Annotated in this window: 23 protein-coding genes; 12 read left to right on the forward strand and 11 right to left on the reverse strand. The window is 32.1% G+C overall.

Translation table 11 applies throughout. The annotated features are described in order from the left end of the window. Window positions 1–72: 72 nt before the first annotated feature. Entirely contained in the window at window positions 73–1098 is a 1026-nt protein-coding gene (locus R6X41_RS11245) for a TlpA family protein disulfide reductase (protein ID WP_318500305.1), read from the forward strand. A gap of 97 nt (window positions 1099–1195) precedes the next feature. Here the strand turns inward: R6X41_RS11245 and ytxJ are convergent, their stop codons facing one another. Then, window positions 1196–1582 carry a bacillithiol system redox-active protein YtxJ gene (gene ytxJ / locus R6X41_RS11250; RefSeq protein ID WP_318500307.1) on the reverse strand — a complete coding sequence of 129 codons (387 nt, stop codon included), beginning with the start codon at window positions 1580–1582 and terminating at the stop codon, window positions 1196–1198. 136 nt (window positions 1583–1718) lie between these two features. Here ytxJ and clpB point away from each other — a divergent pair, with 136 nt between their 5' ends. Beyond that, window positions 1719–4325, forward strand: a complete 2607-nt coding sequence (gene clpB, locus R6X41_RS11255; protein ID WP_318500309.1) for an ATP-dependent chaperone ClpB — start codon at window positions 1719–1721, stop codon at window positions 4323–4325. A 213-nt stretch (window positions 4326–4538) separates the two neighbouring features. Here the strand turns inward: clpB and R6X41_RS11260 are convergent, their stop codons facing one another. Further along, window positions 4539–4970 (reverse strand): hypothetical protein, encoded by a 432-nt coding sequence (locus R6X41_RS11260; RefSeq protein WP_318500311.1) that lies wholly within the window; start codon window positions 4968–4970, stop codon window positions 4539–4541. A gap of 419 nt (window positions 4971–5389) precedes the next feature. On the opposite strand from R6X41_RS11260, the gene smpB reads away from it, so the two are divergent. From smpB to R6X41_RS11275, 3 genes are read left to right on the forward strand one after another with little or no spacing between them, the layout of a single operon-like run. Next, window positions 5390–5848 (forward strand): SsrA-binding protein SmpB, encoded by a 459-nt coding sequence (smpB, locus tag R6X41_RS11265; protein ID WP_318500313.1) that lies wholly within the window; start codon window positions 5390–5392, stop codon window positions 5846–5848. A 27-nt stretch (window positions 5849–5875) separates the two neighbouring features. Further along, entirely contained in the window at window positions 5876–7414 is a 1539-nt protein-coding gene (locus R6X41_RS11270) for a M61 family metallopeptidase (protein ID WP_318500315.1), read from the forward strand. A 1-nt stretch (window position 7415) separates the two neighbouring features. After that, complete coding sequence (locus tag R6X41_RS11275; protein ID WP_318500317.1) at window positions 7416–7973, forward strand: hypothetical protein; 558 nt, start codon at window positions 7416–7418, stop codon at window positions 7971–7973. On the opposite strand, the gene R6X41_RS11280 is transcribed toward R6X41_RS11275, so the two are convergent. Beyond that, window positions 7970–8611 carry a protein-L-isoaspartate(D-aspartate) O-methyltransferase gene (locus R6X41_RS11280; protein ID WP_318500319.1) on the reverse strand — a complete coding sequence of 214 codons (642 nt, stop codon included), beginning with the start codon at window positions 8609–8611 and terminating at the stop codon, window positions 7970–7972. The two genes, R6X41_RS11275 and R6X41_RS11280, sit on opposite strands and share 4 nt — an antisense overlap. A 129-nt stretch (window positions 8612–8740) precedes the next feature. Here R6X41_RS11280 and R6X41_RS11285 point away from each other — a divergent pair, with 129 nt between their 5' ends. The 7 genes from R6X41_RS11285 (at window position 8741) to R6X41_RS11315 (ending at window position 16456) form a co-directional block, all read left to right on the forward strand. Beyond that, window positions 8741–9700, forward strand: coding sequence for a Gfo/Idh/MocA family protein (locus R6X41_RS11285; protein ID WP_318500321.1), 960 nt, complete (start codon window positions 8741–8743; stop codon window positions 9698–9700). Window positions 9701–9758: 58 nt separating this feature from the next. Continuing rightward, the gene (locus tag R6X41_RS11290; protein ID WP_318500323.1) at window positions 9759–10649 is read left to right on the forward strand and encodes a 3-hydroxyacyl-CoA dehydrogenase family protein; all 891 of its coding nucleotides are present in this window, start codon (window positions 9759–9761) and stop codon (window positions 10647–10649) included. A gap of 74 nt (window positions 10650–10723) precedes the next feature. After that, complete coding sequence (locus R6X41_RS11295; protein WP_318500324.1) at window positions 10724–11389, forward strand: YggS family pyridoxal phosphate-dependent enzyme; 666 nt, start codon at window positions 10724–10726, stop codon at window positions 11387–11389. A gap of 17 nt (window positions 11390–11406) precedes the next feature. Further along, window positions 11407–12783: an exonuclease domain-containing protein gene (locus R6X41_RS11300; RefSeq protein ID WP_318500405.1), complete on the forward strand. Its 1377-nt coding sequence runs from the start codon at window positions 11407–11409 to the stop codon at window positions 12781–12783. A 67-nt stretch (window positions 12784–12850) separates the two neighbouring features. Continuing rightward, window positions 12851–13720 (forward strand): ion transporter, encoded by an 870-nt coding sequence (locus R6X41_RS11305; protein ID WP_318500326.1) that lies wholly within the window; start codon window positions 12851–12853, stop codon window positions 13718–13720. A 4-nt stretch (window positions 13721–13724) separates the two neighbouring features. After that, entirely contained in the window at window positions 13725–14648 is a 924-nt protein-coding gene (miaA, locus tag R6X41_RS11310) for a tRNA (adenosine(37)-N6)-dimethylallyltransferase MiaA (protein WP_318500328.1), read from the forward strand. Window positions 14649–14866: 218 nt separating this feature from the next. Next, window positions 14867–16456, forward strand: coding sequence for an aspartate:alanine exchanger family transporter (locus R6X41_RS11315; protein WP_318500330.1), 1590 nt, complete (start codon window positions 14867–14869; stop codon window positions 16454–16456). Window positions 16457–16577: 121 nt separating this feature from the next. On the opposite strand, the gene R6X41_RS11320 is transcribed toward R6X41_RS11315, so the two are convergent. The 8 genes from R6X41_RS11320 to recN form a co-directional block, all read right to left on the reverse strand. Then, on the reverse strand, window positions 16578–17291 hold the full coding sequence (locus R6X41_RS11320; RefSeq protein ID WP_318500331.1) for a response regulator transcription factor: 714 nt from the start codon (window positions 17289–17291) through the stop codon (window positions 16578–16580). 4 nt (window positions 17292–17295) lie between these two features. Continuing rightward, on the reverse strand, window positions 17296–18870 hold the full coding sequence (locus R6X41_RS11325; RefSeq protein ID WP_318500407.1) for a sensor histidine kinase: 1575 nt from the start codon (window positions 18868–18870) through the stop codon (window positions 17296–17298). 77 nt (window positions 18871–18947) lie between these two features. Further along, window positions 18948–19538, reverse strand: coding sequence for a dephospho-CoA kinase (coaE, locus tag R6X41_RS11330; protein WP_318500333.1), 591 nt, complete (start codon window positions 19536–19538; stop codon window positions 18948–18950). After that, complete coding sequence (locus tag R6X41_RS11335) at window positions 19535–20497, reverse strand: CdaR family protein (protein ID WP_318500335.1); 963 nt, start codon at window positions 20495–20497, stop codon at window positions 19535–19537. The genes coaE and R6X41_RS11335 overlap by 4 nt, the downstream gene beginning before the upstream one ends. Then, window positions 20494–21504: a glycosyltransferase family 2 protein gene (locus R6X41_RS11340; RefSeq protein ID WP_318500337.1), complete on the reverse strand. Its 1011-nt coding sequence runs from the start codon at window positions 21502–21504 to the stop codon at window positions 20494–20496. Before R6X41_RS11340 ends, R6X41_RS11335 begins: the two co-directional genes overlap by 4 nt. 73 nt (window positions 21505–21577) lie before the next feature. Continuing rightward, window positions 21578–22402, reverse strand: a complete 825-nt coding sequence (locus tag R6X41_RS11345; RefSeq protein WP_318500339.1) for an enoyl-ACP reductase FabI — start codon at window positions 22400–22402, stop codon at window positions 21578–21580. A gap of 67 nt (window positions 22403–22469) precedes the next feature. Next, window positions 22470–22730: a hypothetical protein gene (locus tag R6X41_RS11350; protein ID WP_318500340.1), complete on the reverse strand. Its 261-nt coding sequence runs from the start codon at window positions 22728–22730 to the stop codon at window positions 22470–22472. Window positions 22731–22742: 12 nt separating this feature from the next. Beyond that, window positions 22743–24395, reverse strand: a complete 1653-nt coding sequence (recN, locus tag R6X41_RS11355; protein WP_318500342.1) for a DNA repair protein RecN — start codon at window positions 24393–24395, stop codon at window positions 22743–22745. Between the last annotated feature and the right edge of the window lie 59 nt (window positions 24396–24454).

A 24454-nucleotide genomic window follows, 5' to 3' on the forward strand; every position in this document is an offset into this window, starting at 1 on the left:
GCAAACAATTAGAATAAATTATAATATATCGTACTATTCTCTTATTTTTGGAATAAGAAAAAAAACATACTTATGAAAAAAATACTTTTTGCAGTTGGCGCCCTGACCATATTTGCATGCCAAGAAACTCCTAAAAAAGATTATGTAACACTTTCAGGAACTATAATAGATCAAAACAGCGATTCGCTTGTAATTAGAAGTCGTACATATAACAAAACGATTCATGTAAATGATGACGGAACATTTAGTGACACTTTAAAAGTTGAAGCAGGACATTACAACTTCTACGACGGCGGAGAGTCTACTACTATATTTCTTAAAAACGGATACGATCTAGAAATTACTTTAGACACCAAAGAGTTTGACGAATCTATTATATATAAAGGTATAGGTGCTGAAAACAATAATTTTTTAGCAGAGAAATCTTTAAAAGAGGAAACCCTTATGGATAGGGAATTTTCGACAATGGATTTAGAAACCTTAGATGCTAAATTTGCAGAAATAGAAACTGAGTTAAACACATTTAACAATTCTAAACAAGGTCTTGACACCATGGTTACAAATGCAGCTTCTAAAAACCTTAAACCAATGTTAGAAGCCAATAAAAACTACTTTTCAAGAAATATAAAGATGAAGCAAGAAATGACGGGTAAAACATCGCCTCTTTTCATTGATTATGCAAATGCTGATGGTACTACAACCTCTTTAGAAAGCTTAAAAGGAAAATACGTTTACATAGATGTTTGGGCTACTTGGTGCGCACCTTGTAAAGCTGAAATTCCAGCATTAAAAGAATTAGAAAAAGAATATCACGACAAAAACATTACGTTTGTAAGTCTTTCTGTTGATGATGATAGAACTAGTGGTTCTTGGGATGAAGCTAAAGCAGATTGGTTAGCTATGGTTGCCGACCAAGAATTAGGTGGTATACAGGTTTTCGCTCCGGAAGGTTGGAATTCTCGATTTATTAGAGAATACAAAATTAATAGTATTCCTAGATTTCTTTTAATAGATCCAGCTGGAAACATTGTAGATCCTTCTGCTCCTAGACCATCAGATGAAAAATTAAAAGAATTATTTACATCTCTTAGCATCTAGTATTTTAAAATTACAGTTATAAAAGAGCCGTTTTAAACATATGTTTAAAACGGCTCTTTTATGTTTTTACTCACAATTACTATTACGCCTTCTCTCCTTAAAAAGCAAGAAGGTCTAAAGAATTAATATCACTGTGAGAAGCAAACTTCACCACTTCCCCATTCTTAATGATTAAAAATTGAGGCGATTCGTGATGTACATTAAACCGATTTGCAATTTCATTAGAAATATCACGATGCTGTAATAAATCTAAAAAATACATGTCAATTTGTGTTTCGGCTTTAAATGATTTCTCAAATTGGCTCAGCACCATTCTACTAATTCCACAACGTGTAGAATGTTTAAATATCGCTTGCGCTTTTCCTTTAGATGCTTCTACTATTGCATCTAACTGATCTACATCTGCCAAAGCTTTCCAAGCTATTGCACTTTCCTCCTTTTCTCCAGAAGAATTACTACTAAATATTTTATCAAAAAATCCCATATTTTCATTAATTTTAAATCTTACTACAATTTTTAAAAAAGACAATTAGTCAGTATAAATACTACAAAAACAGACATTTTGACTCGTTTTAAACAATGGTAAGAAAATTGACTATACATTGAAAAACAATTAAACAATGAACTTTAACAATTATACAATAAAATCTCAAGAAGCCATACAACGTGCGCAACAAATTGCACAAGATAATGGACAGCAAAGCATAGAAAACGAACATGTTTTTAAAGCTATTTCTGAAGTAGACGAAAATGTGTTACCGTTTATTCTAAAAAAACTAAATGTTAACATAAACATTTTAGAGCAAGCTTTAGACAAGCAAATTGAAAATTTTCCTAAAGTTTCTGGAGGCGAAATCATGGCTTCACGTGAACTGAGTAAAGCTTTAAATGAAGCGTCTAGTATTGCAAAAAAAATGAATGATGAATATATTTCTATTGAACATTTAATCATTGCCATTTTTAAATCGAAGAGTAAAATCGCTCAGATGTTAAAAGATCAAGGTGTAACCGAAAAAGCACTTACTGCTGCAATTGAAGAGTTACGAAAAGGTGACCGTGTAACATCTCAGAGTCAAGAAGACACCTATAACTCTCTTAATAAATATGCTAAAAATTTAAATGAATTAGCAAAAAACGGAAAGTTAGATCCCGTAATTGGTCGTGATGAAGAGATTCGTAGAATTCTTCAAATTTTATCAAGACGCACAAAAAACAATCCTATCCTTGTTGGAGAACCAGGTACTGGTAAAACAGCTATTGCAGAAGGTTTAGCACATAGAATTGTTGATGGTGATATCCCAGAGAATTTAAAAGACAAGCAGATTTTTGCTTTAGATATGGGAGCACTTATTGCAGGTGCTAAATATAAAGGTGAATTTGAAGAACGATTAAAATCGGTTATAAAAGAAGTTACGAATAGCGAAGGTGATGTTGTGTTATTTATAGACGAAATTCATACGCTTGTTGGTGCAGGTGGCGGACAAGGTGCTATGGATGCTGCAAATATTTTAAAACCAGCATTGGCTCGTGGAGAACTTCGTGCGATTGGTGCAACAACTTTAGATGAGTATCAAAAATATTTCGAAAAAGACAAAGCTTTAGAGCGACGTTTTCAAAAAGTAATGGTGAATGAGCCAGATACAGAAAGTGCTATTTCCATATTACGTGGTATTAAAGAAAAATACGAAACTCACCACAAAGTACGTATTAAAGATGAAGCTATTATTGGTGCTGTCGAATTATCTGAACGTTACATTACAAACCGTTTTTTACCAGATAAAGCGATTGACTTAATGGATGAAGCAGCTGCTAAATTACGTATGGAAATCAATTCTAAACCTGAAGAGCTAGATGTTTTAGATAGAAAAATAATGCAGTTAGAAATCGAAATTGAAGCCATAAAACGTGAAAAAGACGAAGTAAAACTGAAAAGCTTAAAAGCCGATTTAGCAAACCTTAAGGAAGACCGAAACGAGATATTTGCTAAATGGAAAAGTGAAAAAGATGTTGTAGATAATATCCAAACTGCAAAATTAGATATTGAAAACTTTAAGCTTGAAGCAGAACGTGCAGAACGTGAAGGAGATTATGGTAAGGTTGCAGAAATACGTTACGGAAAAATTAAAGATGCACAAGAACGTTTAGACAAACTTCAGAAGGAGTTAAACGAAAATCAGTCTGAAAGCTCCTTAATAAAAGAAGAAGTTACTTATGAAGATATTGCAGAAGTTGTTGCAAAATGGACAGGAATTCCTGTTACAAAAATGTTACAAACCGACCGCGAAAAATTATTGCATTTAGAAACCGAATTACACAAACGTGTCGTTGGTCAAGAAGAAGCTATTGTGGCTGTAAGTGATGCTGTAAGACGTAGTCGTGCTGGTTTACAAAATCCGCAAAAACCTGTAGGAACCTTTTTATTCTTAGGCACAACAGGAGTTGGTAAAACAGAACTCGCTAAAGCATTGGCTGAATATTTGTTCGACGACGAAAATGCAATGACACGAATTGATATGAGTGAATATCAAGAACGTCATGCGGTAAGCAGATTAATTGGAGCACCTCCAGGATATGTTGGTTACGATGAAGGTGGACAATTAACAGAAGCGGTACGACGTAAACCATATTCCGTAGTACTTTTAGATGAAATTGAGAAAGCACATCCAGATACTTTCAACATCCTTTTACAGGTTTTAGATGAAGGACGTTTAACAGATAATAAAGGACGTGTAGCAGACTTTAAAAACACAATAATAATTATGACATCCAATATGGGAAGTCAGATTATTCAAGATCGTTTTGAAGCTACAAAAGATATTGAAAGTGCTATTGAATCAGCTAAAATTGATGTGTTAGCATTATTAAAACAAACGGTTAGACCTGAGTTTTTGAATAGAATTGACGATACAATTATGTTTACACCTTTAAGTAAGGAGAACATTAGAGAGATTGTAGGATTACAATTAAAAGGTGTTTCAAAAATGATTGCCCAGCAAGGCATAACTTTCGATTCCACTCAAGAAGCCGTTAATTATTTAGCAAAAAAAGGTTACAATCCAGAGTACGGTGCAAGACCTGTAAAACGAGTTATTCAGAAAGAAGTGTTAAACGAATTAAGTAAAGAAATCATTTCAGGAAAAATAACAACAGACAGCATTATTTTACTTGATAGTTTTGATGATGAGCTAGTTTTTAGAAATCAAGAAAGTTTAGTTCACGAGGAATAATTAAAGTTTTGTTAAAGCCAAATTTCTATATAATATAACATAGTATATCCCGTTAAAGGAATAGGTTGGTTAGTTAAATGAAAAGCAATGTGAATCTGAATTTAGATGAACATTGCTTTTTTTATTTTAAAGATTTTAACTCTCAAGAATAAACTTGAAATAAAAAAAGCCTTGAGAATAATCCCAAGGCTTTTATAAATAATAGAAATAGTATTATAATTTCATTGTAACTCCAATAGATGGAATAAAATCGATAGTTCCTCCTGCTAATTCAGCATAAACACCCCATTTTTCATTCCAAAACCATCTACCACCAACTTGTAGACCTAAACTTAAATCACTACTGTCTAAATCATCGTCTCCAGCGTAAATTGCATAACCTGCGTTTGCACCACCGTAAACATCCCAAGCTTCATCAGTAATTCCAAAAATGTTATCGAAGTAATAATTTCCTTTAACACCTAAAGTAATCCAATCTAAATCTAAATTAGTTCCTACTCCTGGTGCAATAGTAATATCTTTATGAACTGGAATTTCATAGTTAACTCCAATAATACCAAAGTTTAATTCTTTTCTTGCTTGTCCAAAAACATTTGCAACACTAAACATTAAGGCAACTGCAAATAATAATGTGATTTTTTTCATAATTTTAAATTAAATAATTTGATTACTAACAAAGGCCAAATTTATAATAATTTTAATATAATTGTTAACTCTATCAAAAATAATCATAGCGTTTTTAATTATTCATTTTCTTAATAAGATTCAATATAAAACGTAAAGTATTCAATAATTTTAACACCATAAAAAGGAAAACTCAACATACTTAATATCAACAATATTATACCTTAAACAATAATCAGAACGCAATAAAACTAATCAATCTTTTTACCACAAACTGACTCGTTTTTTTTCAGAATTAAATTCTATTACTATAAAAAATCATGTCAATTCTAAATAAATAGCAATAAAGTATCGTTCAAAACTTAAAATCTTTCTACAATTGAAGTTATTGAAGCTTAAGCTTATTAAAAATTATATTTAATTATTTACCTTTGACATCTATGCAAAAAAAGATAAACATACAAAATAAGAAAGCTCGTTTTTTATACGAAATCTTAGATAAATATACTGCCGGAATTGTGCTTTCTGGAACTGAAATTAAATCGATAAGAAGCAGCAAAGCTTCTATCGCAGAAAGTTTTTGTGAATTCAATGAAAAAGGCGAATTGTTTGTAATTAATATGAACGTTGAAGAATACGCTTTTGGGAACTATTACAACCATCGCCCTAAAGCCGAACGCAAATTACTCTTAAATAAAGGCGAACTTAAAAAGCTTGAAAAAGAAGTTAAAAATAGCGGATTAACAATCGTACCCTTAAAGCTTTTTATAAACGATAAAGGATTTGCTAAATTAGATATTGCTTTAGCTAAAGGTAAAAAACTGTTCGATAAACGTGAATCTATTAAAGATCGTGACAACAAACGTAATCTAGATCGTGTTAAGAAAATTTACAAATAACAGTTCCCTTATCACATTTTAAAATTTATGAAATCGAGTTTCAGAATTATAATTATTGCGCTCACTTTTGTTTTACACTCTTGTGGTGGCACAAAAAACACGTCTAAAAAAACGGCAGAAAATGTAAAGTTTGAAGTCAATCTTTTAGATCGATCAGACGACACATATAAAGTCACAGTTACACCTCCAAAATTAACAGAAGCCAATTCTATTTATCAATTTGCTTCAACAGCTCCTGGAACGTATCAAGTTATGGATATTGGTCGTTATGTAAAAGACTTTAAGGCTTTTGATGCTAAAGGAAATCAATTGGAAACAACTCAGATTTCAACCAATCAATTTCAGCTAACATCTCCTAAAGATATTTCAAAAATAGAATATCAGATTTCTGAAACCTGGGACACTCCTGTTTTAGAGAACAACATCTATTTAATGTGCGGAACGTCTATAGAAAATGACCATACGTTAATAAATGGTCAAGCGGTTTTTGGTTATTTTGAAGGTAAACAAAGTAGCCCTATTACAATAAAATTAGATTATCCAGACACTTGGACCGTTGGAACTGCTTTAACAAAAAACAGTGACAGTTTATACTATGCTGAGGATTACGATAAAATTGTAGATTCTCCTATATTACTAGGAAACCTAACAAAAGCTTCGATGGATGTACAAGGTACAAATGTCGATATCTACACCTATTCTAAAACAGGCTTAATAACCTCTGATCAAGTTTTAGGGTCTATGGAGAATATGTTATTAGCCGCAAGCGGTTTTTTAAATGGATTACCCGTAAAGAATTATACGTTTTTATTCCATTTTGAAGACACAACTAATGGGGCTTGGGAACACTCTTATAGTTCAGAATACATTTACGAAGAAGACGATTGGGCAAATTTAGAAAATGAAATTGTTGAAGTTGCTGCACACGAATTTTTTCATGTTGTAACACCTTTAAATATTCACAGTGAAATAGTAGATCAGTTTAATTTTATTACTCCTGTACCATCAAGACATTTATGGTTATATGAAGGAACTACAGAATGGGCCGCACATATGATGCTGTTTCGTTCGGGGTTAAAATCGGCTAACGATTACTTTCAAACGCTTTCAAAAGAGATTACAATTGATGCTAAATATTATAATCCTGAAGTTAGTTTATTGCAAATATCACTAACATCTTATACGCCAGAAGGCAGCAAACAATACGGAAATATTTATATGAGAGGTGCTTTAGTTGCTGGCCTTTTAGATATAAAGTTATTAGAATTATCTGATGGTAAAGTTGGTTATATTGATGTAATAAACAATTTAGCTAAAAAATATGGTCCTAATACACCGTTTGACGATGCTACTTTTTTTACCACTTTCGTGGAAGAAACATATCCGGAAATTCAATTATTTTTAGACAATTATATCATTAACACGAACCCGTTACCTATTAAAGCGTATTATGATAAAATAGGAATAAATTATAATGAAGATGAAAATGTATTTACTATAAATGAATCGCCTTTGGCCGAACAATTAAAATTAAGAGCCAAATGGATGGCTCCTATAAGCCTTTAAAATGAAACAATTTTTATTAGTATTTGGGTTTAGTATTTTACTAATTTCTCCAGCTTTTGCTCAAAAGAAAAATAAAGTAGTCGAGATACAAAAAACCGATTACACCCCTTTAGTAAAGTCTTTAGAAACCACCTTGGGAACTTTATATTTATCTATTTCAGGAGATAAATCAGAGAAACGCGATTGGGATTTGTTTAAATTCTTATTTAAAGAAGATGCCAAATTAATTACAACGGGAGTCGACTATGAAGGCAAATTACAAGCCAAATACATGACACCAGCCGAATACATTAAAACATCTAAATCGTGGATGTTAAAAAACGGATTCCATGAAAAAGAGATTCATAGAATCGTGCATACTTTTGGCGACATCACACAAGTTTTTAGCACCTTTGAAGCTTATCATTCCGATAATGATAAAGAGCCTTTTATGAAAGGAATTAACAGTATTCAACTGCTCTTCGACGGAAACCGTTGGTGGATTATTAACCTGCTATGGACAAATGAATCTGAGGGCAAACCAATCCCTTCAGAATTCCTACAAAAAGACGAAAACTAATTTTTATTTTCCAACAAAGGCACAAATCGGAATTCACCAAACTCGTGCTTTTCAAATTCTTTAGGCCCTTTTCTAACAAAAAGTGTCATGGTCTGTACATTGTCTCCAACAGGAATTACTAAACGTCCTCCAATTTTTAACTGACTTAATAATGGAGTTGGCACAAATGGCGCACCTGCAGTAACTATAATACCATCAAAAGGTGCCTCCTCAGGCATACCTTTATAACCATCACCAAAAATTAAATGCTTAGGTCGATAGCCTAATTTTGGTAAAAACTTACTGGTTTTCTTGAACAACTCTAATTGGCGTTCAATACTATACACTTTAGCACCTAACTCGCATAAAACTGCAGTTTGGTATCCACTCCCCGTGCCTATTTCTAAAATTTTAGAATCTCGGGAAAGTTTTAACAATTCAGTTTGAAAAGCCACGGTGTAAGGTTGCGAAATGGTTTGATCGGCAGCAATCGGGAACGCTTTATCTTGATACGCATGGTCTAAAAAACTAGAATCCATAAACAAATGCCTAGGAATATTCCCAATCGTTTTAAGTACAGCAGCATCTGTAATGCCTTTGTTTTTTAATATGTTTACCAATTGTTGTCTTAATCCTTGGTGTTTAAAAGTATCTTTCAAGAGTGCGTGTATTATATAAGTTTAGTAGAATTATAAGTTTTGCAAAAGTAAATCTTTTATTAAAGTTTTAAATTTTATTGGCATTTAAAACTCATAAAAAATCTTATTTTTGTTTAAAACCCTATTACAATGTTAAAAGCTGGAGTTCTTGGTGCTGGTCACCTCGGAAAAATTCATTTAAGACTACTTAATCAATCTGAAAAATACCAACTCGTAGGTTTTCATGATGCCGATATAGAAAATGCTAAAAGAGTTGAAGCCGAATTTGGATATAAATTTTTTGAAACTGTTGAAGATCTTATCGATGCTGTAGATGTTGTAGATATTGTTACTCCTACCCTTTCGCATTACGATTGTGCCAAATTAGCAATCGCAAAAAGCAAACACATATTTATTGAAAAGCCTATTACAAACACTGTTCAAGAAGCCGAAGCCTTAAGAACGCTTGTTGCAGAACACAACGTAAAAGGTCAAGTTGGACACGTAGAACGCTTTAATCCTGCTTTTACGGCCATAAAAGATTTATTAGATAAACCCATGTTTATTGAAGCACATCGTTTAGCCGAATTTAATCCTAGAGGAACAGATGTACCTGTAGTTTTAGATTTAATGATTCACGATATAGACATTATTTTAAGTGTCGTACAATCCAAGGTAAAACACATTAGTGCGAGTGGCGTTTCTGTAATTAGTGACACACCAGATATTGCAAATGCTAGAATTGAATTTGTAAATGGGTGTGTTGCCAATCTTACTGCAAGTAGAATTTCGTTGAAAAACATGCGTAAAACACGTTTTTTTCAGCGTGATGCTTATATTTCTGTCGACTTTTTAGAGCAAAAATGTGAAGTAGTAAAAATGAAAGATGCGCCTAAAGAACCCGGAGATTTCGATATGATTTTACAAAATGCTGAAGGTATTAAAAAGCAAATCTATTTTGCTAATCCTGAAATTTCTAAAACCAACGCCATTTTAGATGAATTGGAAACCTTTGCCGATGCTATAAATAACAACACAAAACCTATCGTAACCTTACATGATGGAACTGAAGCTTTACGTGTTGCAAACATGATTATAGATCAATTCTAAATTCTATTCAAACTAACTTTAGAGTCCCTTAACCACGTTCTCGCAACATAAAACTATCATGAAAAACATCGCAGTTATAGGTGCAGGAACCATGGGAAATGGTATCGCGCACACATTTGCTCAGAGCGGATTTAATGTTCAATTAATAGATATTAGTGAAGACTCTTTAAAAAAAGGATTAGCTACAATTGCTAAAAATTTAGACCGATTAATTTCTAAAGACGTTATTTCTGAAGTTCAAAAAAGCGACACTCTAAGTCTAATATCAACTTTTACAGATATAAAAGAAGGTGTTAAAAATGCCGATTTAATAGTTGAAGCTGCCACAGAAAACATAGATTTAAAACTTAAAATATTTAAAGAATTAAGTACCATTTGTGGAGAAAACACCATTTTAGCTACAAACACTTCGTCTATATCCATAACACAGATTGCAGCGGTTACCAATCGTCCAGAAATGGTTATTGGAATGCACTTTATGAATCCTGTTCCGATAATGAAATTGGTTGAAATTATCCGTGGTTACAACACCAGTGATGAAATTACCAAAATCATTATGGATTTATCTAAAACTTTAGGGAAAGACCCTGTAGAAGTGAACGATTATCCAGGATTTGTGGCCAACAGAATATTAATGCCCATGCTTAACGAGTCGATTGAAACGCTATACAATGGCGTTGCCGGTGTAAAAGAAATTGATACGGTTATGAAGTTAGGAATGGCACACCCAATGGGACCATTACAATTGGCAGATTTTATTGGTTTAGATGTTTGTTTATCAATTTTAAATGTGATGTACGACGGTTTTAAAAACCCAAAATATGCACCTTGCCCACTATTGGTAAATATGGTTAGAGCAGGCAAATTAGGTATAAAATCTGGTGAAGGTTTTTACGATTATTCTACAAGTAGAAAAGCAGAAATTGTAGCCAAGCAGTTTTCAAAATAAAACACCATATCAAGATAATCAATTCAGAAATCATTAACACCTTTTACAAATTTTAAAAAGCATAAGAATACAATATGTCTATTCAACAAAATTTAAATCATATAAAAGAAACATTGCCTGAACACGTAACGCTTGTTGCTGTTTCTAAAACCAAACCTGTTAGTGATCTGCAAGAAGCTTATAATGCTGGACAACGCATTTTTGGCGAGAATAAAATTCAGGAAATGGCTGAAAAACATGAGCTATTACCCAAAGATATTAAATGGCATATGATTGGTCATGTACAGCGCAATAAAGTAAAATACATGGCTTCTTTTGTTAGTTTAATTCATGGTGTTGAAAATGAAAAATTATTGATTGAAATTAATAAACAAGCCGAAAAGCACAATCGTGTAATAGACTGCTTAATTCAAATTAAAATCGCCGACGAAGATTCTAAATTTGGAATGACAGAAGCTGAAGCGACTCAAATACTACAGTCTGAAGCATTTTTAAAATTAGAACACATTCATATTGTTGGTGTTATGGGCATGGCAACCTTTACAGAGAATGAATCTCAAATAAAAACCGAATTTAGCCAATTAAAAACTATCTTTAATTCGTTGAAAGAACACCATGTAAATCCTTCTCAATTTATAACCCTTTCAATGGGAATGAGTGGAGATTACCCGTTAGCAATTGCATGCGGAAGTACTATGGTTCGTATTGGAAGTAGTATTTTTGGAGTACGAAATTATTAATTTTTTAAGAGTATATTATTTACGCAGTTTTAGACATAGAGACCACAGGTGGTAAATTTAATGAAGAGGGCATTACAGAAATTGCGGTCTACAAATACGACGGCCACACTGTTGTAGACCAATTTATATCGTTAGTTAATCCAGAACGGGACATTCAGCCTTTTGTGGTAAATCTTACAGGAATCAATAGTAAAATGCTTAAAAATGCACCGAAGTTTTACGAGGTCGCTAAACGCATTATTGAAATCACGGAAGACTGTATAATTGTAGCGCACAATTCAGAATTTGATTACCGTATTTTACGTACAGAATTTAATCGTTTGGGTTATGACTTTAAACGAAAAACACTTTGTACAGTAGAATTAGCAAAAGATTTAATTCCTGATCAGCCTTCTTATAGTTTAGGTAAACTGGTAAGGTCACTAGGTATTCCTGTAACCGATAGACATCGTGCAAATGGAGATGCTTTGGCAACAGTTAAGTTGTTTAAACTACTTCAAACTAAAGATACCAATAAGCAAATCATTCAATCTTCGGTTAAAGAAGGTCTAAATCCTAAAAAATTAGACAGCAAACTTATAGATATTGTTGAACAGATACCTGCTGTTACTGGTGTGTATTATATACATAAAGAAGGTGGCGATATTATTTATATTGGAAAAAGCAGAAATATAAAACGTCGCGTTAATCAGCATTTTACCGCTCCAAATTCAAAATCTAAAAAAATTCAACTTCATGTTGCCGCTGTAACTTATGAAGAAACAGGAAGTGAACTTGTTGCTTTACTGAAAGAAAATGAAGAAATAAAACGCTTAAAACCAATATACAATCGCGCAAGAAAACGCACACATTATACACATGCACTTTATGCTTTTAAGGACAAAGAAGGTTATATCAATTTAAAAATTGACATCGCCGACGGTCGTAAACATCCTATTACAACTTTTAGTAATAAACAGAGTGCCCTATACTTTATAGAACATGCTATTGAAACCTATAATTTATGTTTACAATTAACCGGTTTAGAGTCTAACGCTCCAGAAAAGTCTTGTTTTAATTACAGTACAAAAACATGTCATGGTGCTTGTTTAAATGAAGAATCTTTCGAAGAATATAATTCACGAGTTCAAGAATTGATTGAAAAAAACAGCTATGTTCACAAAAACATGATTCTTATAGATCGTGGTCGTGACATAGACGAACGTAGTGCTATTTATATTAAAAACGGACAGTTTGAAGGATTAGGATTTTTCAATCTAAACTATCAAATTAATAATATTAAAGTGCTGGAATCCATTATTACAAAGATGGAAAACGATAGAGATAGCCAACATATTATACAGAGTTATATGCGCAGTCACAAAAATTTAAAAATAATTCAACTTCCTGCCTAAGATTAACGTCTTAAGCTTACTACTTTTATATCAAGAAAATAAACTTACTTTTCTTACTTTTGATTTTATGATAGAACCAAAACGAGACAAAACCTGGAAAACGCAGTTACATGAAATTATTTATGAGGCTGATACTCCTGCAGGTAAGTTTTTCGACATTATTTTGCTTGTGGTTATTATTGCAAGTATCATTTTGGTTATGCTTGAAAGCGTAAAGGCTATCGATTTAAAATACCACCGCATTTTAAATATTTCTGAATGGATAATAACTGTACTTTTTACAATTGAATATATAGCACGAGTTATTACAGTAAAAAAACCATTTAAATATATTTTTAGTTTTTATGGAATTATCGATTTATTATCTACAGCACCAAAATATCTGTCTTTATTATTCGCAGGAACACACGCTTTAGTTGCTTTAAGAGCACTAAGGTTATTACGGGTTTTTAGAATTTTAAAATTAGCACGCTTTTTAGGAGCATCTAACAATTTAGTTACTGCGTTAAAAGCAAGTCGCGCTAAAATTTCAGTATTTTTATTTGCAGTTGTTATTTTGGCCATCATTTTAGGCACCATTATGTATTTGGTTGAAGGCGAAGAAAATGGCTTTACTAACATTCCAAAAAGTGTTTATTGGTGTATTGTAACATTAACTACTGTTGGTTTTGGGGACATAGCGCCGCAAACACCTTTAGGTCAACTTATAGCCTCCTTAATCATGATTTTAGGTTATGGTATTATAGCAGTTCCTACAGGTATAGTTTCTGCAGAATATAGTAATCAGACTAGAAATCCTAAAGATTCAATTCCTGAAAACACAAATAATAAAAAAATTAGTTTAAATTCACAATCTTGCTCGAACTGCCTAAAAAGCGACCATAGAGATGGTGCACAAAATTGTTATAATTGCGGAGAACCACTTCATAATAATTAAACTTTTGAAAACAAATCATCACCTTATTTCTATCGTTGGCCCAACGGCAATCGGAAAAACAGCTTTAAGCATTAAACTTGCTAAATATTTTAAAACTGAAATAATTTCTGCCGATTCTAGACAGTTCTTTAAAGAAATGCAAATTGGTACAGCTGCTCCTACTGCTGAAGAATTATTAGATGCACCGCATCATTATATACATCATAAATCTATAGAAGACACTTACAACGTTGGTACTTTCGAAAAAGAAGTATTACAATCTTTAGAGACACTTTATAAAACACATAATACTGTTATTATGGTTGGTGGTTCTGGATTATATATCGATGCTGTTACACGTGGATTAGATGATTTTCCTAAAGTCGATTCAAACATCCGCATAGCACTAAATGCGCAACTAGATAGAGAAGGTTTACAGAGCTTACAAGATTTACTAAAACAACACGACCCAAAATCATTTGAGACTATAGCAATAGATAATCCCCATCGTATTATTAGAGCCTTAGAAATTTGCTTGGGTACAGGTCAACCCTATTCTTCTTTCTTAAATAAAAATAAAGATTCCAGAACGTTTAAAACCATAACAATTGGACTAAAAGCAGATCGTGAGGTCATTTACGACCGTATAAACAGACGTGTGGATATAATGATGAATCAAGGCTTGCTTGAAGAGGTAAAATCACTTGTCGATAATCAACATTTAAACGCATTAAACACGGTAGGCTACAAAGAGATATTCAATTATCTGAAGGAAGAATGGACTTTAGATTTTGCGATTTCAGAAATTAAGAAAAACTCCAGACGTTTCGCTAAACGCCAACTTACTTGGTTTAAACGAAATGAAAATACACTATGGTTCGATTACGAAACACCAATAGACACTATTATTCAAGACATTGAAAAAGAAATTCAAAACAATACCTTGTAGAAAATTTTAGCATCTTGTAAAAAACACATAAATTTAGTCACTTAATAATTCAAAAATCTTTTTAATTGAGCTAAAAATGAACAAAACTCATGTATCGTTTAACACGTTACTATAGTCTGTTTTCGTACTGCTTTAAACTTGTTTTAGATAATGACAAAAGTCATTAGGTGTGATTTTTTTATAAATTATATTTGCAACTTATTTAAAATTTAATATTAATGGAGTTTTTAAACGCAACATATCTAGCATTATTCTTAATTATCTGTATCGGATTTATAATTGGGAATATAAAAATTAAAGGCATATCGCTAGATGTCTCTGCCATTATATTTGTTGCTTTACTTTTTGGCCATTTCGGTGTAGAGCTACCAGATATTTTACAAAAAATAGGATTAATCTTATTTATCTACACCATAGGATTACAAGCTGGTCCTGGTTTTTTTGATTCCTTTCGAGAGAACGGTAAGAGCCTAGTAATAATTGCGGCATTAGTTGTGTTTTCTGCAGCATTTATAACCTTTCTCTCTATTCAATTTTTTGATATCGATAAATCTATTGCTATTGGTTTAATGGCTGGGGCACTAACAAGCACGCCTGGATTAGCTACCGCTATAGATGTCACTCACTCTCCGCTAGCTTCTATTGGTTATGGTATTGCATATCCTTTTGGAGTTATTGGCGTTATTTTATTCGTGAAATTATATCCTAAACTTTTCAGAATCAACCTGACTAAAGAAGAAGAGGCATATGAGGAGAAAGCACATGGCCATTATGATACTATTTCTAGATGTAATTTTAAAGTAGAAAATGTAGGAGCTATAAATAGATCTATTCAAGAACTACAAGTACGTTCAATGACCAAAGGTGTTATTTCTAGAGTAATGCATAAGAATGAAGCCTTTGTTCCTAAAAAAGACACGATTTTACATAAAGATGATTATATACGAGTTGTTGGTACGGAAGAAGCATTAAGACGCGTTGGACTATTAATTGGACCTAAATCTAATATTGAAATCTCGTTAGGTGAAGATTTTATAGTTCAATCTTATTTAATGACGAAAACATCTTTAGTGAATAAAACATTAGGTGAATTAAACTTAAAAGATAATTTTAATGCCACTATTACTAGAATTAGAAGAAGCGGTATCGACTTATCTCCTAACTCGACATTAAGACTTCAAATTGGAGATAAAATCATGATTTCTAGTCAGAAAAGTTGTGTTCCACAAATATCGAATTTAATAGGTGATAATAAAAGTAAACTTTCAGACACCGACTTTTTCCCATTGGCATTAGGTATAGTTATTGGTATTCTTGTGGGAGGCGTTTCAATTTCTTTTGGTAATGCATTTACTTTTAATTTAGGATTAACCGGAGGTGTACTTATTGTAGCCATGATTCTTGGTAGAATTGGTAAAACAGGAAATATTCTTTGGGTAATGAGTGGTAATTCCAATCAGTTATTAAGACAGTTTGGTTTAATGCTTTTCTTAGCTGTAGTAGGTACAAAAGCTGGAGCAACATTAGTTGAAACGTACTCACTATACGGTATTAAACTTTTCCTCATTGGTGGCTTAATTACATTTGTTCCTATGATAGTAGCGACTATAGTTGCACGTGTATTCTTTAAAATAAATACTTTGACTCTCTTAGGAACTTTAACGGGTTCTATGACAAGTACGCCTGGTTTGGCTGCTGTAGACACTATGACTAAAACCGATGCACCTTCTGTGGCCTATGCTACGGTTTACCCAATTGCAATGGTACTTTTAATTATTTGTGCTCAGATTTTAGGATTGATGTTTTAATGCTTAATTAGAGAATCAATTCTAATACTATAAAATCTAAAGTCTTGGTATGTTAAACATAACTATTACTCATAAAAAAATCCAGCTTTAGCTGGATTTTTTATTATATATGTGATAGATATTAACCGTTTTGATTGTTTACAACCAAACGGAAACCTTCACCGTGAATGTTTAAAATTTCAACATTTGGATCGGCTTTTAAATACTTACGTAATTTAGCGATATACACATCCATACTTCTTGAAGTGAAATAATTATCGTCTCGCCAAATTTTAGTTAATGCCAATTCTCTAGGCATTAAATCATTTTCATGTAAAGCTAGTAAACGTAATAATTCATTTTCTTTAGGCGACAATTTAATAGGATCATCATCATTTACTTTTAAGAATCTTAATTTAGAGTTTAAATCAAAATTACCAATCTTAAATTCAAATTGTTTGCTATCTGTAACCGTTTCTGAAGCTTTACGCTGAATAATTGCATGAATCTTCATGAGTAACACTTCACTATCAAAAGGTTTATTAAGATAATCGTCTGCTCCTACTTTATATCCTTTTAACACATCTTCTTTCATTGCTTTCGCTGTTAAAAAGATAATAGGCACTTCTGTGTTTTTCTCTCTAATTTCTTTAGCTAGTGTAAAACCATCTTTATAAGGCATCATGACATCTAGAATGCACAAATCGAAATCCCCTTTTTTAAACTTTTCGAAACCTTCCATACCGTTTTTGGCAAGAGTAACATCGTAGTCGTTCATGGTTAAATAATCTTTAAGAACTGTTCCAAAATTTGGATCGTCCTCTACTAATAATATTTTCTTATGTTGTTCGCTCATAACTTTATGATATTAATGGAAGTTTAACAGTAAATGTGCTTCCTTTTCCTTTCTCACTCTCGACCGAAATATGACCTTGATGATCATCTACTATTCGTTTTACATAAGCAAGACCTAGACCATGGCCTTTAACATTATGTATGTTTCCTGTGTGTTCTCTATAAAACTTTTCAAAAACTCGTTTTTGAGCGGCCTTACTCATTCCGCTTCCTTGGTCTTTAATTTTTATTAAAATACTATTCCCTACATTTTCTGTATACACATCTATTTTTGGTGCCTCTGGGGAATATTTTATTGCATTGTCTAACATGTTAACTATAACATTTGTTAAGTGTGTTTCGCTGGCTAATACTGAAGTTTTTTCGGCATCTAAATGTAACTTTATAAACCCTTTTCTATCTTCAACAATTAGTTCAATATGTGTAATTGCATCTTCTATTAATTCGTGCAATTCTACGCGATCTTTACTAATGTTTAGTTCATTTTTATCTAGTTTAGATATTCTTAATACGTTTTCAACGTGTGCATGCATACGTTTATTCTCTTCTTTTATCATATTGAGATAACGCATTACTTTTTCTTTATCATCAATAACCTTTGGATTTTTTATCGCATCCAGAGCCAAATTAATAGTTGCAATGGGTGTTTTAAACTCATGCGTCATGTTATTAATGAAATCATTTTTAATTTCTGAAATCTTACGCTGTTTTAATAACTGAAATAAAGCACTCGTATACGCAATTATAATAATTGAAGTAAAAATAAAAGACAATAAAGTCATTCCAATTATAGACGACATTATAAACCTATTACGCTCAGGAAAATTAACCAATAATCTAAAATTATTTTGGCTATTCTCGTTTTGAAAAATGGGAACACTAAATGTTTTATCATCTTTTAACTCGAAACCTTCGCTCTGTACCTTGGTTGCTAAATCGTTACTATAAATAGCAAATTCGTAATCTATATCAATATTATCTTCATGAAGTTTTTTGGTTAATAACCTTGTTATTTCTTCATTTTTAACACGTTTATAAATTGGCGTTCTACTTGTTAATATTTTAAACGCTTCTTCAAAACTTTGCTTTTCTGCTTCATTAAAACGTCCAATTTTCGAAATACTCAAAACCGGATTTACATTAACTCTGTTTTCTAAACCACTTTTGTTACTGTAAATTTTAGTTTCAGAATCTCGTATTATACGCTTAATATTAATACTATCTAAACCTATGTCAAAGATCGACGAAGACAACTTATAGTTCTCTTCTAAAATACCACTTCTGTAAATTAATGTTTCATCCGTACTTTCGTTTTGTTGATTAAAAAGAAGTTGAGTAATTGCAATTGTATCTGCTTCCTGCTTTTGATCGACTAAACGTTGAAATTTTTTAAAATATGTATTAAGCTCGCGCTCTTCAATATCTTTAGATACAAAACTCAATGCTTTTTTTACATTGAAAGTGAATTGTTCTTCTTCATTCTCTACAGAATCACTAATATATCTTGCTTGTACAAAAATGATTCCTACCAGAGATAAGCTCATTAAAAGCACTAATAAAATGAATAACTTTTTGCTCATCATTCAAAATTAACATTTTAACATTTAGCATTTTTAACATTTAACCTTACGTTAACAAAATTGTTAAATTTGCGATTTTACTTGATTTTATTAAGTATTGTTTTGTGAATTTTACCGACTTGTTCTTCCATATGCGTCATAGTATCATTTACAATCACATAGTCCGATTTTGCGATACGCATCTCGTCCGTCCATTGTTGTTTCATAATGGATTCTATTCTCTCGACAGTCGTTTTTTCACGTTTTAAGAGGCGTTCAATTTTAGTCGTTTTATCTAAGGTAACTGTTATTATTTGGTCGCACAACTTATCTGCATGACTTTCAAACAGAATAGCAGCTTCCTTTAATATATATGGTGAGTCTTGTTCCCGAACCCAAGTTTTAAAATGTGCTGCAACTCTTGGGTGTACTATCGCATTCATCTTTGCCAACAACGCGCTATCATTAAAAATTGCATGAGATATAAACAACTTATTAAGAGTATTACCTTTGTAAGCATCTTCACCAAATAAATCAATTAATTCGGATTTGATTTCGGGTGAATTTACCATTAATAATTTCGCTTCATCATCTGATATATACGTAGGAATTGCGAACATCTTTTGAAACTGTTTTGCAACGGTAGATTTACCGCTTCCTATCCCTCCTGTTAAACCAACTATGATCATTCCGAAATTATAAATTCTATTTTTTGTTGAATAATTTTTGCGCTTTTCACCATTCCAGATTGTTGTACAAGTTCTGGTACTAAATACGATTGATTTTCCAAATGCTTTTCATAATCGCATTCCACTTTAAAATCTTTAGCTAAAACATCCTTAAAGCCACTTAAATTAGTGTAAAATGATACTGAAACAGATTTAGGATAATACTTTAAAGACAGGTTCTTTGGAACATTTTTAATAGTGACCGGAATATTAAACGTGCCTTCTGTAAACTTTTCGACCTTTGCTTTTAAGCGTACACTTTTATGAGAAAACCGTACGTGTTTATTTTCTTTAGGTAATTCTAAACCTAAAAATTGATCTATGTCTAAGTGTACATCCTTTAACTCTAATGGTACCGTGTTAACAAACTTTATCGCATTTACTATTTTTTCCGGTCCAATTATATGAACCGTGTCTGGCGTTATAGAAAACCCTTCTAAAACATCGAAACCTGGACTAAATTGTATGTTTTTCTGTAAAACTACAGGAATGTTTTTCGTTGCGTTTTCATCGTATTTAAACACTAATGTATCCGGCGAAATACTTATAATTTCAACATCCTTATCAAACTGATCGTTAATTTTAGAATAGGATCGATGCTGACTCCATGCAAAAGTAGAATCAGTTAAATTAAGTTTATCTACATAATCTAAAGTCAATTTTGGTTTCGATAAATAATATCTCAAAAACTTAAAACCATAAGTTTTAGCAGTAATTTTTAGATCCTGAGTGCTATCATTTAATATCACGAATGTTTCTGGAAGATTAACCATTTTCACAGAAAATGAAATCGTATTTGTAAACGTCCGAGAAAGCTTATTTAAAATTAAAATAGCAAAAGACAACGCTAGAAACAAAGCAAAAACATTTATTTTCTTACTTCTAACAAATTTTAAAAATCTTGATTTTATATCTTTCATTTTGATAATTTAAAAAATAATTCTGGAAAAACACGCTCTGCATCCTTTTTAAATAATTGAATGTTCACAAACGATTTTAAGAAGCCATAACCATAACCTTCAAACTGAACTAATATAGCAGGTATAGCCAATAGTGCAACTATTATACTTTTAGATTGTAACAGAGCTAAAAAGAATGCTAAAATAAAATATGCTAAATAACATAATAAGAACCATTTAAACTGAAATACAAAAGCAACAATTGCTATTAATAAACCCAGAATAAAAAGTGTAGGAAACCAATACGTTATTTTTGAAGTATGCGGATGCCATGTATTTAATATAGGGCGCACCTTACCAAACTTATAAACTTGTTTATAAAACTTAGACCACGAAATACGACGTTTATGATACACAAAAGCATCGGGAAATAATTTTGTTTGAAATCCTAAACCCCACAATCTAATGGATAAATCTGGGTCTTCTCCGGGATGAATTGTTCCAAATCCGTTTGACGCTTTAAAAGCAACTTTAGACAAGCCCATATTAAAACTTCTTGGCTGAAACTTTCCTATCTGATTTTTATTACCGCGAATACCTCCAGTTGTAATAAAAGAGGTCATAGAAAAATTGATAGCTTTTTGCAGATTAGTAAACGATGAATCTGCTGCATCTGGTCCTCCAAAACAATCTACATAATCGGAACTTAAACTGGCATCGACTTCATTTAAATAATTTGAAGGCAACACACAATCGGAATCTAAAATAATAAAATAGTTACCTTTTGCATTGTGCATTCCGAAGTTTCTAGAATCGCCTGGACCTGAATTTTCTTTATAAAAATAAGCGATATTTAATCTATCCTTAAAACTATTTACAACAGCTTCCGAAGTTTCACTAGAGCCATCTTCTACAATTACTATTTCAAAATTTAAAGTCGTTTGTAAATTAACAAAACTAACAAGTAGCTCCTCAATTTCTTCAGGACGATTATAAACAGGAATTATAAATGAATACTGTAAACGCATACACAAATGTAATTAAATGCATAAAAAAAGCCGCCTTTTTAGGCAGCTTTTAAAAGACTTATAAAGTCTATAATTATTCTTTTACAGATTCAACAAAAGCTTCCATAACTTCGTTACTTACACCCATATTACTAAACCCACCGTCATTATATAAATTTTGTAAAGTCACACGTTTAGTTAAATCACTAAACAATGTCACTGTGTAATTAGCACAATCTAAAGCCGTAGCATTACCAAGTGGCGACATTTTATCTGCATAAGCAATAAATCCATCAAACCCTTTTACACCACTACCTGCTGTTGTAGGTGTTGGTGATTGTGAAATGGTATTTACTCTTACTTTTTTATCCTTTCCGAAGAAATATCCAAAACTACGAGCAACACTTTCTAAATAGGCTTTATTATCTGCCATATCGTTATAATCTGGGAATACACGCTGTGCAGCCATATACGTCAATGCAACAATACTTCCCCACTCGTTCATAGCATCTGCTTTATAAAGCGTTTGCATTACTTTATGAAAAGACATTGCAGAAACATCGGTTCCTTTTTGTGTGTAAGCGTAATTCTGATTGGTATAATGATTTCCTTTTCTAACATTTATAGACATTCCGATAGAATGCAAAACAAAATCAATTTTTCCTCCTAAAATCTCCATCGCTTTTTCAACTAGGTTTTCTAAATCTTCTACAGAAGTAGCATCAGCAGGGATAATTTGAGAACCTGTTTTTTCAGCCAATTCATTTATTTGTCCCATTCGCATTGCTACTGGTGCATTGGTTAAAACAAACGTTCCTCCTTCTTCATGAACACGTTCTGCCGTTTTCCAGGCAATAGAATTTGCATCTAATGCTCCAAAAATGATTCCTTTTTTTCCCTTTAATAAATTGTATGACATATTTTTAAATCTTATTTTAACTATACTTGGGTCTAATCCCCAGAATCGTCAAAGTTAATAAAACTTTTTATTCTATTAATAATTCATTTTTAGTAATAATCGTAGCAGCTGTATTTGTCCAATTTCCATTACTAAACACAATTATACCGTATTTTTCATGATAAAACTTCTGACCTTCAACCGCGTTATCAATTGGAGGAAATACAAAATCAGGAATACATTCTCCTTCCGAATAAATTCCACTGCAACTGCCTTCATCATCTCCACCACAACTACTAAATCCTAGAGTTAAACAAAGTAAAAACAGTATGCTTAATAGTTTTTTCATCTTAAAAAAGTATCAATTCAATAATTGTTTAGCATGTGCTATTGCAGAACTAGATAATTCTAATCCGCCAAGCATTTGCGCTATTTCTACAATACGCTCTTCACCTTCAATCGTAATTAAATTGGTTGTGGTAACTTGATTAATATCTTCTTTATACACTTTTAAATGCGTATCGCCTTTTGCTGCAACTTGAGGTAAATGGGTAATCGCAAACACTTGCATGCTTTTACTCATGTGTTTCATAATAACCCCCATTTTATTCGATATTTCACCAGAAACTCCTGTGTCTATCTCGTCGAACATAATGGTTGGTAATTGTATATATTTTGATAACACCGCTTTTATTGCGAGCATTATTCTTGATAACTCTCCTCCAGAAGCGGCTTTGTTTAAAGGTTTAAATGAACCACCTTTATTTGCTGAAAAGAGAAATTGTAAATCGTCTTTTCCGTTTGCATGAAATTGTGAAGCTACTTTTAGCGTAATTTCAAACTGTGCATTCGGCATTCCTAAATCCGCTAAAATCGTTTCAAGTTGTGTTTTTAAACTTGGAATAACCGCGTTACGTTTAGTATGAATTGTTTTTGCCAATGCATTTAAAGCCTTTTCAAATTTAGAGATTTCCGACTGTAATTTTTTAATATTTTTATCTAGATTCTCTGTAATACCTACTTTTTCATCTAAAGCGTTCTGGATCTCTATTAATTCTGAAATTTCTGAAGCCAGGTGTTTTTTCTTCAAATTATGAAGTAACTGCAATCTTGCATTTACAACTACTAAACGATTTGGATCTGCTTCCAAGGCATCTTCTGAAGCCTCTATCTCTGTAAAAATATCGTATAATTCAATAAAACTACTATCAATTCTATCGTATAAATCTTTATACTTCTGAGAGAAAGATGCAATCTTACTAAAGTTTGTTTTTATTTCGGTGAGTATTGCTAAACCACCTATTTGTTCATCACTTAATAACTGATGAGAAGCACCAATTTTTTCTTTAATCGCTTCAATATTATCCAGCGTTTCGTATTCCTCTTCTAACAATTCAAACTCACCATTAACCAATTTAGCATCGATTAACTCTTGTAATAAAAACGAATTGTATTCGTGTTCCTTATTTGCTTCCGCTTGAAAATCAAGTAGTTTTTTTAATTCTTTCTGAAGTGCTTTATATGATTTTAACTGACTTTTATAATCAATTAAAGGTTCTTCAATGTTCGCTAAAGCATCAATAACCTGAAACTGAAATGCATCGTCCGTTAGTTGCATGGTTTGGTGCTGTGAATGGATATCGATTAAACATTCTCCTAATGCTTGCAAACTACTAACTGTAACAGGAGAATCGTTTACAAACGCACGTGATTTACCAGAAGGTAAAATCTCACGACGAATTATAGTTTGTGTTTCAAAATCTAAATCTTCTTGCTCGTAAACAGATTCTAAATTGTAATTTGAAACATCGAAAACAGCTTCAATTATACATTTTTGAGAATCGTCTTTCAACGAAGATAAATCGGCACGTTTACCTAAAATTAAAGATAATGCACCTAATAAAATAGATTTACCAGCACCAGTTTCTCCAGTGATTATTGTAAAACCGTTATTAAAATTTGCCTGTAAATCGTCGATTAAGGCATAGTTTTTTATAGATAGGGATGTAAGCAATGTAATTGAGGTGCTTTAGATTTGTAGAACCAAAGATAATTTAGATTTAAGTCGAAATC

It is taken from the genome of Formosa sejongensis (assembly GCF_033447105.1).
Lineage (GTDB): Bacteria > Bacteroidota > Bacteroidia > Flavobacteriales > Flavobacteriaceae > Formosa.

Excerpts from the sequence above, each read along its gene's own strand:
- R6X41_RS11245 (WP_318500305.1), top strand. The coding sequence starts at position 73 with ATGAAAAAAATACTTTTTGCAGTTGGCGCCCTGACCATATTTGCATGC.
- ytxJ (WP_318500307.1), bottom strand. The coding sequence starts at position 1,582 with ATGGGATTTTTTGATAAAATATTTAGTAGTAATTCTTCTGGAGAAAAG.
- clpB (WP_318500309.1), top strand. The coding sequence starts at position 1,719 with ATGAACTTTAACAATTATACAATAAAATCTCAAGAAGCCATACAACGT.
- R6X41_RS11260 (WP_318500311.1), bottom strand. The coding sequence starts at position 4,970 with ATGAAAAAAATCACATTATTATTTGCAGTTGCCTTAATGTTTAGTGTT.
- smpB (WP_318500313.1), top strand. The coding sequence starts at position 5,390 with ATGCAAAAAAAGATAAACATACAAAATAAGAAAGCTCGTTTTTTATAC.
- R6X41_RS11270 (WP_318500315.1), top strand. The coding sequence starts at position 5,876 with ATGAAATCGAGTTTCAGAATTATAATTATTGCGCTCACTTTTGTTTTA.
- R6X41_RS11275 (WP_318500317.1), top strand. The coding sequence starts at position 7,416 with ATGAAACAATTTTTATTAGTATTTGGGTTTAGTATTTTACTAATTTCT.
- R6X41_RS11285 (WP_318500321.1), top strand. The coding sequence starts at position 8,741 with ATGTTAAAAGCTGGAGTTCTTGGTGCTGGTCACCTCGGAAAAATTCAT.
- R6X41_RS11290 (WP_318500323.1), top strand. The coding sequence starts at position 9,759 with ATGAAAAACATCGCAGTTATAGGTGCAGGAACCATGGGAAATGGTATC.
- R6X41_RS11295 (WP_318500324.1), top strand. The coding sequence starts at position 10,724 with ATGTCTATTCAACAAAATTTAAATCATATAAAAGAAACATTGCCTGAA.
- R6X41_RS11305 (WP_318500326.1), top strand. The coding sequence starts at position 12,851 with ATGATAGAACCAAAACGAGACAAAACCTGGAAAACGCAGTTACATGAA.
- R6X41_RS11315 (WP_318500330.1), top strand. The coding sequence starts at position 14,867 with ATGGAGTTTTTAAACGCAACATATCTAGCATTATTCTTAATTATCTGT.
- R6X41_RS11320 (WP_318500331.1), bottom strand. The coding sequence starts at position 17,291 with ATGAGCGAACAACATAAGAAAATATTATTAGTAGAGGACGATCCAAAT.
- R6X41_RS11325 (WP_318500407.1), bottom strand. The coding sequence starts at position 18,870 with ATGAGCAAAAAGTTATTCATTTTATTAGTGCTTTTAATGAGCTTATCT.
- coaE (WP_318500333.1), bottom strand. The coding sequence starts at position 19,538 with ATGATCATAGTTGGTTTAACAGGAGGGATAGGAAGCGGTAAATCTACC.
- R6X41_RS11335 (WP_318500335.1), bottom strand. The coding sequence starts at position 20,497 with ATGAAAGATATAAAATCAAGATTTTTAAAATTTGTTAGAAGTAAGAAA.
- R6X41_RS11340 (WP_318500337.1), bottom strand. The coding sequence starts at position 21,504 with ATGCGTTTACAGTATTCATTTATAATTCCTGTTTATAATCGTCCTGAA.
- R6X41_RS11345 (WP_318500339.1), bottom strand. The coding sequence starts at position 22,402 with ATGTCATACAATTTATTAAAGGGAAAAAAAGGAATCATTTTTGGAGCA.
- R6X41_RS11350 (WP_318500340.1), bottom strand. The coding sequence starts at position 22,730 with ATGAAAAAACTATTAAGCATACTGTTTTTACTTTGTTTAACTCTAGGA.